General features: G+C 69.7%; 9 protein-coding genes. 5 read left to right on the top strand and 4 right to left on the bottom strand.

Going from position 1 to position 8,395, the window contains the following annotated elements:
• Positions 1 to 13: 13 nt before the first annotated feature.
• Positions 14 to 517, bottom strand: a complete 504-nt coding sequence (locus DQW85_RS08890; protein ID WP_113699890.1) for a cupin domain-containing protein — start codon at positions 515 to 517, stop codon at positions 14 to 16.
• Positions 517 to 1,293, bottom strand: a complete 777-nt coding sequence (locus DQW85_RS08895) for an SDR family oxidoreductase (RefSeq protein ID WP_162794849.1) — start codon at positions 1,291 to 1,293, stop codon at positions 517 to 519. Before DQW85_RS08895 ends, DQW85_RS08890 begins: the two co-directional genes overlap by 1 nt.
• Positions 1,294 to 1,378: 85 nt before the next feature.
• On the opposite strand from DQW85_RS08895, the gene DQW85_RS08900 reads away from it, so the two are divergent.
• The 4 genes from DQW85_RS08900 (at position 1,379) to wrbA (ending at position 4,915) form a co-directional block, all read left to right on the top strand.
• Positions 1,379 to 2,146 carry an IclR family transcriptional regulator gene (locus DQW85_RS08900; protein WP_205314986.1) on the top strand — a complete coding sequence of 256 codons (768 nt, stop codon included), beginning with the start codon at positions 1,379 to 1,381 and terminating at the stop codon, positions 2,144 to 2,146.
• 98 nt (positions 2,147 to 2,244) lie between these two features.
• The gene (locus tag DQW85_RS08905; RefSeq protein WP_205314987.1) at positions 2,245 to 2,694 is read left to right on the top strand and encodes a cupin domain-containing protein; all 450 of its coding nucleotides are present in this window, start codon (positions 2,245 to 2,247) and stop codon (positions 2,692 to 2,694) included.
• Complete coding sequence (locus tag DQW85_RS08910) at positions 2,691 to 4,187, top strand: flavin-containing monooxygenase (protein WP_113699893.1); 1,497 nt, start codon at positions 2,691 to 2,693, stop codon at positions 4,185 to 4,187. Before DQW85_RS08905 ends, DQW85_RS08910 begins: the two co-directional genes overlap by 4 nt.
• A 95-nt stretch (positions 4,188 to 4,282) precedes the next feature.
• Positions 4,283 to 4,915, top strand: a complete 633-nt coding sequence (wrbA, locus tag DQW85_RS08915) for an NAD(P)H:quinone oxidoreductase (RefSeq protein ID WP_113699900.1) — start codon at positions 4,283 to 4,285, stop codon at positions 4,913 to 4,915.
• Here wrbA and DQW85_RS08920 read toward each other — a convergent pair.
• Positions 4,905 to 5,243, bottom strand: coding sequence for a putative quinol monooxygenase (locus DQW85_RS08920; protein ID WP_113699894.1), 339 nt, complete (start codon positions 5,241 to 5,243; stop codon positions 4,905 to 4,907). The two genes, wrbA and DQW85_RS08920, sit on opposite strands and share 11 nt — an antisense overlap.
• A 65-nt stretch (positions 5,244 to 5,308) precedes the next feature.
• Between DQW85_RS08920 and DQW85_RS08925 the strand changes: the two genes are divergently transcribed.
• Positions 5,309 to 6,832, top strand: a complete 1,524-nt coding sequence (locus tag DQW85_RS08925; protein ID WP_113699895.1) for an FAD-dependent oxidoreductase — start codon at positions 5,309 to 5,311, stop codon at positions 6,830 to 6,832.
• Between the two features lie 368 nt (positions 6,833 to 7,200).
• Here the strand turns inward: DQW85_RS08925 and DQW85_RS08930 are convergent, their stop codons facing one another.
• The gene (locus DQW85_RS08930; protein WP_205314989.1) at positions 7,201 to 7,983 is read right to left on the bottom strand and encodes a LuxR C-terminal-related transcriptional regulator; all 783 of its coding nucleotides are present in this window, start codon (positions 7,981 to 7,983) and stop codon (positions 7,201 to 7,203) included.
• Positions 7,984 to 8,395 lie beyond the last annotated feature (412 nt).

Here is an 8,395-nt window from a genome sequence, read left to right on the forward strand (position 1 = left end):
TCGAAGAAGTGGCTCATGATCTGTCCCCCTCGAAGAGAGCGCGGGCCTCCTCGAGGGTCGCCAGGCCGGCGCTCTGCCGCCGTCCGAGGCCGAGCAGGCCCAGCAGGCGGGAGTTCTCGATGGTCAGGAACTCGACCGGATGCTCGGCGGAGTCGTTGTAGTGGCGGTGCCAGGTCCAGGGCGGGGTGTAGACGAAGTCGCCGGCCGACCACGACTCGGTCTCGTCCTCGACCTCGCTGTGCCCCTCGCCCGAGATGACGAAGTGCACCGTCTCGTGGTGGTGCCGCTGCATGTCGGAGCTCAGGCCGGGCGGGATCGTCTGCCGGAAGATCTCGAAGGTGGTGGTCGGCAGCCTGCCCGCGATGGACAGGGTGGTCGGGTTGTGCACCTGGTCCGCGGGGAGCTCTTCCAGGTCCGTGGAGCGCACGACGATCGGCCGCGCCGGGCTCGGCCGTACGGTGGCGGAGATCGCGCCGAGGAACTCGGCCATGCTGAAGTCGGAGCCGGATTGCGCCATCAGATCGTTTCCGTCCTTCCACCGTCGACCGTGAGCACGGTCCCGTTGATGTAGCTCGCGGCCGTGGAAGCCAGGAAGGCCACCGCCGCCCCGATCTCCTCGGGCCGGCCGGGCCGGCCGGCCGGGATGTCCGCGACATCCGCCGCGTCCAGCTCGTCATGACCGCGTCCCGTGGCCCGGGCCCGGCTCTCCAGAATCCGCCTGCGGCGCTCGGTCGCGGTGGCGCCCGGGGCCAGGCAGTTGACCGTCACCCCGTCGGCGGCGAACTCACGCGAGAGCAGCTTGGCCGCCGCCGTGACCGCGGACCTGAGGACGACGGACGCCGCCAGGTCCGGTTGCGGCTGCCGCACCGCCGTGGACGTGACGAAGACGACCCTCCCGAAGCCGCGCGCGGCCATCCCCGGAAGGGCCATGCGGGCCATGCGCAGCGGCCCGAGCAGCAGCAACTCGTACGCCTCCAGCCACTGCTCGTCGCCGATCTCCAGGATTCGCCCCGGAGGGGGCCCGCCCGCGTTGAGCACGAGGACGCCGAGCGGGCCGTACCGGCTATCGACCTCGCTCACGGCCGCCTCCGCGCTGTCGGCGCGGGACACGTCACAGACCACGGTGTGCACGGCCGCGCCCGATCGTTCCCTGAGCCGGACGGCGGCGGCGTCCAGCGCCTCGGCGCGGCGCCCGGCGATGACCACGCGGTAGCCCGTCCGCGCGAGGTGCTCGGCCGCCGCGTGGCCGATGCCGGTGGCGCCGCCACCGATGAGAGCGGTTCGCGTGATGATCGTTTCCTCCCGAGCCCGAGCCCGCGTTCTGCGTCGCCGGTCGCGACGGGGTTAGCATGACCCGCGTGAACCCAGGAGCCCAACGGTGAGTCCCGCTGAGCGGGATCGTGCCACCGGCGGGATGGGCGGGCTCGACCGCGCGGCGGCGATTCTGGGCGCCTTCGACGCCACCCACCGCGAGTTGACCCTCGCCGCCCTCGTCTCGCGGTGCGGGATGCCCCGATCGACCACCCACCGCACGGCCGAGCGCATGATCCGGCTCGGCTGGCTGGACAAGCCCAGGGACCGGTATCGCATCGGCAACCGCCTGTTCGAGATCTCCAGCCTGGCGCCGATCCGGCACGAGCTCCGCGAAGCCGTCCTGCCGTTCCTGCAGGACCTGCACAACGCGGCCAAGACCACGGTGCAGCTCGGCGTGCTCGACGGCACGCGGATCCTGGTCGTGGAGAAGATCACCGGCCATCGGCCGATGCCCATGCTGTCTCAGGCCGGTGGGATGATCCCCGCGCACTGCTCGGCGCTGGGCCGCGCGATCCTCGCCTACTCCGAGCCCGCGATCATCGATGCCGTCATCGCCGCGGGACTGCCCCAGAGGACGCCGCGCACCCCCACCACCGCGGTGGCAGTCCTGCGCGAGCTGACCGCGGTCCCCGACCGGGGCTGGGCGGTCGACCGCGAGGAGGGCAACATCGGCGTGAGCTGCGTGGCCGCGCCGATCTTCGGCCCGCTCGGCGACGTCGTGGCGGCACTGTCGGTCACCGGCCCCACCGGCCTGGTACGGGGGGACCGGCTCGGGCCCGCCGTACGGATGGCCGCGGCGGCCGCCTCCAGGGCCTACTCGACGCGCCGCTGACGAAACCGTCCCGGTGAGCGGGACAGGGGTTTGCTGGTCGCCCTCCTGGGATCCAGGCTGTGAGCGCCGACACACCGACACATGTGGAGGAGATCACAGTGACTCTGGGCGGCGGATACATGCTCCCCTCGCGCGAAGGCCATGCCATCGCGGCGATCGGGCTCGGCATCACGATGAAGACCAACGGCCCATCCACCCGCGACGCGTACTCGCTGTTCGAGTACACGATCCCCGCGCGGACCGACGGCCCGCCGCCGCACATCCACACCCGCGAGGACGAGTCGTTCATCTGCCTGGCCGGGCGGCTGGACGTCCACCTCGGCGGCGAGGACTTCGTGCTGCGGCACGGCGACTACCTGTTCCTGCCCCGCGACGTGGTGCACGCCTTCCGCAACCCGTACGAGGAGGAGTCACGGGTCATCTCCGTGGTCTCGCCCGCCGGCCTGGAGGAGTACTACCAGGCGCTCGCCGACATGCCGCCCGGCCCGAAGGACATCTCGGTGATCAAGGGCATCATGGCCGACTTCGGCATCGAGCTGCTGGCATGAGGATCGGCATCATCGGCGCCGGTGTCGCCGGTCTGGCCACCGCGAAGGTGCTCACGCAGGCCGGCCACGAGGTCCAGGTGTTCGACAAGGCGCCCGACGTGGGCGGAGTGTGGAGCCGCACGCGACGCTATCCCGGCCTGACGACCCAGAGCCCGAAGACGCAGTACGCGCTGTCGGACTTCCCCATGCCCGCCGACTACCCCGAATGGCCCACCGGCGAGCAGGTCCAGGCCTACCTGGCCGCCTACGCCGCCGAGTTCGGCCTGGAGGGCGGCCTGCGGCTGGACACCGAGGTGCTCGCCGCGCGGGCCGTCGGCGACGCCTGGACCGTGGAGGTCCCCGCGGGCACCGAGACCTTCGACCGGCTCGTCGTCGCCAACGGCGTCTTCTGCGAACCCGCCGTCCCGGACTTCCCCGGCCTCGAGGATTTCACCGCGGCCGGCGGACGGCTCTGTCCGGGCACCGGCTTCCACGACGCCGAGGAGGCACGCGACAAGCACGTGCTGGTCGTCGGATACGGCAAGTCGGCGTGTGACGTCACCGTGGCCATCAGCGAGGTCGCCGCGAGCACCGACGTGATCGCCCGCCAGATGCTGTGGAAGGTGCCGCGGAAGGTCGGCGGCTTCCTCAACTTCAAGATGCTTCTGCTGACCCGGATGGGTGAGGCGCTCTTCCGCTACATCCGGCTGCGGGGCTTCGAGAAGTTCCTGCACGGGCCGGGCGACGGCCTGCGCCGAAACATGATCAATTCGATCGGCTCGGTGTCGGTGCGGCAGTTCGGGCTCAAGAGGCTCGGCCTGCTGCCCGGCGGGCAGATGGAGGACATCGTCCGCGGGGCCATCGGCCTGTCGACCGAGGGGTTCTTCGAGGGAGTCGCCGCCGGCGCCATCACCGTCCGCCGCGATCGCACCATCGTCCGGCTGCTCGCCGAGGCGGGCAGGCCGATGGCCGAGTTGAGCGACGGCACCACCCTGCCCGCCGACCTCGTCGTCTGCGCCACAGGCTTCACCCAGGGCGTGCCGTTCCTCGACGACGACGTGTGCGAGCGGCTGCTGGACGAACGGGACAACTTCCTGCTCTACCGGCAGATCCTGCCGCTCGACGTGCCTGGGCTGTACTTCAACGGCTACAACTCCTCGTTCTTCAGCCCGTTGAACGCCGAGATGGCCGCGGTCTGGATCGCCGCCGCCCTCGCGGACGCCGTGCCGCTGCCCGATCCGCGGGCGATGCGCCAAGCCGTCGTCGACCAGCTGGCCTTCATGGACGTCGCCACCGGTACGCACCACTGCCGGGGCACGAAGATCATCCCGTTCTCCATGCACAACGTCGACGAGGTGCTGGACGACCTCGGCCTCAACATCAGCGCACGAGTCCGCGCCGCGCACTGGCTCAACCCGATCAACCCCGCCGCCTACCGCGGCGTCACCCCCGCCCTGCTGCGCCGGCTCCAAGCCGGTCACCGGCACGCCCAGCCCGCGGACGCACACAGATGAAAGGTGTCGTTCCCATGCCCGACACCACGCAGGACGCCACGCAGGACACGACACCCGACATGACACTCGACGTGACGCCCGACACGACGCCCGACATGACGCCCGACACGACACCCGACACGACAAAGGTCGCCGTCATCTACTACTCCTCAACCGGCACGGTGCACGAGCTCGCCCGCTGCGTCGCCGAAGGCGCCGAGAAGACAGGCGCGGAGGTACGCCTGCTCAGAGTGGCCGAGCTGGCCCCGCAGGCCGCCATCGCCTCGAACCCCGCATGGGCCGGCCACGCGGCGGCCACCCGGGACGTCCCCGAGGCGAGCGCCGATGACGTCCTGTGGGCCGATGCCGTGATCTTCGGGTCGCCGACCCGGTTCGGCAACGTGTCCAGCCAGCTCAAGCAGTTCCTCGACACCCTCGGCGGGCCGTGGTCGCAGGGGCTGCTGGCCGACAAGGTCTACAGCGGCTTCACGGCCAGCTCGACCGCGCACGGCGGCCAGGAGTCCACTCTGCTGGCGCTCTACGTCACCATCCACCATTTCGGCGGCATCATCGTGGGCCCCGGCTACACCGACCCGGTCAAGTTCGCCGACGGCAACCCGTACGGCACCGGCCACGTCAGCGGTGATCTCGACAGACCGATCGAGGAGACCACCCGCGCCGCGGCCCGCTTCCAGGGCGGACGCGTCGTCCGCATCGCCACGGCGCTCAGGGCCGGGCTCACCCGCTGAACGTCCGGGGCGGAACGGGAAGCAGCTTCATCTCCTCCCATTCCTCGCCGGGAAGCTCGGCCATGAGGATCCGCGGAGTCTCCACCAGGGCCTCCGGCCACTCCCGCTGGATCTTCGGGATCAACGGTGACTTGAGATGTTCCTCGACGCCGCTCTCCCGGTGTCCTTCCATCAGGAAGAACACGCAAGGGTCGTCGACGCTCCGCGACCACCAGAACCAGAGATTCCCTTCCTCGGCTCGGGTCGCCTCGGTGAACTCGGCGACCAGATCGAGCCAGCGCTCGGCCCATTCAGGACGCACCGTGAAGCGAATGGTGATCACCAGCATGGTCTTTCCCTCCGGTCGAGTGACGCGCGGACCGAGCGTAGAACGCCAGAAAGGCCGGTCTCGTCATCCAGTCCCGGACACCGGGACACCGATTCCACCCATGCAACCGACTCAACCGACTCAACCGACTCGACAAGGAGAGAGCCATGGAACAGGCGGATGTGGTCGTGGTCGGCGGGGGACCGACGGGCATGACCGTCGCTGGCGATCTCGCACGTGCCGGCCGCACGGTGACCGTGCTGGAACGCCGGCCGCAGATCAACCCGTCGAGCCGCGCGTTCGTGACGATGCCGAGAACCCTCGAACTCCTGGACAGCCGCGGACTCGCCGAGGGGCTGCTGGCCAAGGGCAATCTCGTCGGAGCGGTCCACCTGTTCAACGGCGCTGCCCTGGACCTCACCCGGCTGCCCTCCCGCTACCCGTACGGTCTGATCACTCCGCAGACCAACGTCGATCAGGCACTGGAAGACTACGCGCGGGCGCAGGGCGCGACCCTGCTGCGCGGCGTGGAAGTGATCGGGCTCGAACAGGACGCCGACGGCGTCACCCTGACCGCCCGGCCCAAGGACGGTGGCGAGCCAACGACCTGGCGTGCGTCGTACGTGGTAGGGGCGGACGGCACGCACAGCACCGTGCGTGACCTGGTCGGGATGGACTTCCCCGGCAAGTCGGTGCTGCGCTCGGTGGTCCTGGCCGATGTCCGCCTCGAACACGGTCCCACGGGCGACGGTCTGACGCTGGGCAGCACGCCGGAGGTCTTCGGCTTCCTGGTGCCCTACAGGCACGACGGCTGGTACCGCTCCATGACCTGGGACCGGCGCCGTCAACTGCCCGACGACGCGCCGGTGGACATCGCGGAGGTGCGCGACGTGCTCAACCGCGCCATGGGCCACGACGTCGGGCTCGCCGAGGCCGGGTGGACCTCCCGTTTCCACTGCGACGAACGTCAGGTCGCGAACTATCGAGCCGGTCGCGTCTTCCTCGCCGGCGACGCCGCGCACGCGCACTCCCCCATGGGCGGTCAGGGCATGAACACCGGCATCCAGGACGCCGTCAACCTGGCCTGGAAGCTCGCGCTCGTACTCGACGGGGCGGACGAGGGGATCCTGGACACCTACCACTCGGAGCGGCACCCGATCGGAAGGCGCGTGCTGTTCCAGAGCGGTGCGATGATGCGCGCGGTCACGCTCAAGCCCAAGCCCGCGCGCTGGCTGCGCAACAGACTCGCGCCCAGGGTGCTCGGCATCCGCCGAGCCTCCGACGTCATCGCCGGGAGCTTCTCCGGAGTGACCCTGCGCTACAAGAACGGCTCTCGCGGAGGGCACGATCTCGTCGGAACCCCGGCCACGCAGACAGCCCTCGCCGAGGGCCCGCTGACCCGGCTGCAGCGCGACGGCGGCTTCATGCTGATCCGCGAGCCCGGAACGCCCGCGATCCTCACCGATCTCGCCCAGGCGCAACGCATCGATCACGGTCCAGCCCTGCTGGTGCGGCCGGACGGGTACGTCGCATGGGCGGGCTCGACCCTCACCGAAGGCGAAGCAAGCTGGCACCACGCTCTGCTCCGATGGACCGGCAAGGCGAGTTGACAGTTGTTCGTCACTCTCGACGCCCGGCGCTCCGTACCCCAAGGCTGGTCTCATTCCCCAGGGAGCGCGATGACGGGACCGGAACACAAGACCTTCCCCGTCGATGAGCTCCTACGGGCCGTACATCTGGAGATCGTTAGGCAGCTGATCCGCCTGTCCCGCGCGCGTGGCCCGATCAACTTGACCGCAGCGGGCTGGCTGGTCGGCGTGGCGCAGGCGGCGCGGCGAGTTGACTCGCCCCATGTGTACGTGGAGCCCCGTCCTGCGCGACCACAGCGGCACGCGGGTCACCCGGGAGGCGTACCGTCATCTCCGGCTCGTGATGGACGGTCACGCCCGAGGTTTCTGCTCCTTTACCATGGCAGCTGTCAGGAGATCCCGTGACAGGTGCCATGCGTGAGACGTCGCGTGCAGCCATCGGCAGGGCACGGATGCGCGGCGAGTGGCATGGGCACGAAGTTCCAGGGGAAGCGCAGCCCGGTGAGGAAGCGTGAGATCTGCTCGGTATCGGTGAGCCCGCGCCGGCCGGCTTCGAGCGCGGTGAGGCGTTCGCGACGCAGACCGGTCAGGGCGCACATCTCGTCTCGGCTGAGCGGGACCCGCTCCCGCATCAGCGCGCTGACGCGGCCGAAGTCCCAGGCTGCCAGCGCCGTTCGCACTGCGGTGTCGCCCCACAACCTCGTGAGCCTTTCCACGGTGGCTTGCCGATCGGTGGTGGCCGATCTTTCCGGCGTGGCGGTCGCGCCGGTCACCCGTTCGTCGCCCACACGCTCGCCGTGCGGGGGCGCTGAGGGGCCGCAAGATCGGCGGGATGCGTCCACGTCTGAACGCCCCAGAGCCATCGCGATCACCGTGAGCTGTGAACGGTGAACGGCTCCGGTCTTCTTCCGGATACGCCGCAGGTACGTGTCGACGGTATGTGGGCTGATGTTCATCCGGTGACCTATGGACACGTACGTGTATCCCTCCGCCAGATACTCGAGGACTTCGCGTTCACGCTCGCTCAACATCATCGGTGGGACGTCGTAACCGTCGTCGGTGCTGAGCGGCCATACCTTTACCGCGTTCGTGGCCGGATGATCGCTTGTTCGCCGTGGTTTGCTTGCCGGCATCGTTACCGGTCCTTTCACGTACATGTCGGAGGAGACCATGGCCCAGTGGTCGAGCACTCCGAGTACAGGTGGCTCTGCGCCTGCTTCAGGTCATCGGGCCTGCTCGCGTGGCGCGGCAGCGGCGCGGGCGTCGAAGGAGATGAGACGGCGCGGGCGACGCAGAGCAGGCGTTCAGTGGTCCCGCGGATGGGGAAGATGAACTTCCCGGCCGGTGCGTGGCGCGGGGCGTGTCCAGCGCGTCACGAGGGTAGCGGCAGGCTGCCATCCTCGCGGTGACCGCGGCCGCGCCGCGCGGCACACCACACCGGCCGACGTGCCGCAAGAGCTCTCCAGTCGGTCCATGAGTGGTTCGCCCCTCTTGATTGAACAGACAGTGAGCCCTTTTCATCCCTTGGCGGTGGCCTGCTGGTCACAGCATGATCGCGAGGTCGACGTTTGCCTGCCGACATCA

Source organism: Nonomuraea lactucae (genome assembly GCF_003313395.1).
Classification (GTDB): domain Bacteria; phylum Actinomycetota; class Actinomycetes; order Streptosporangiales; family Streptosporangiaceae; genus Nonomuraea; species Nonomuraea lactucae.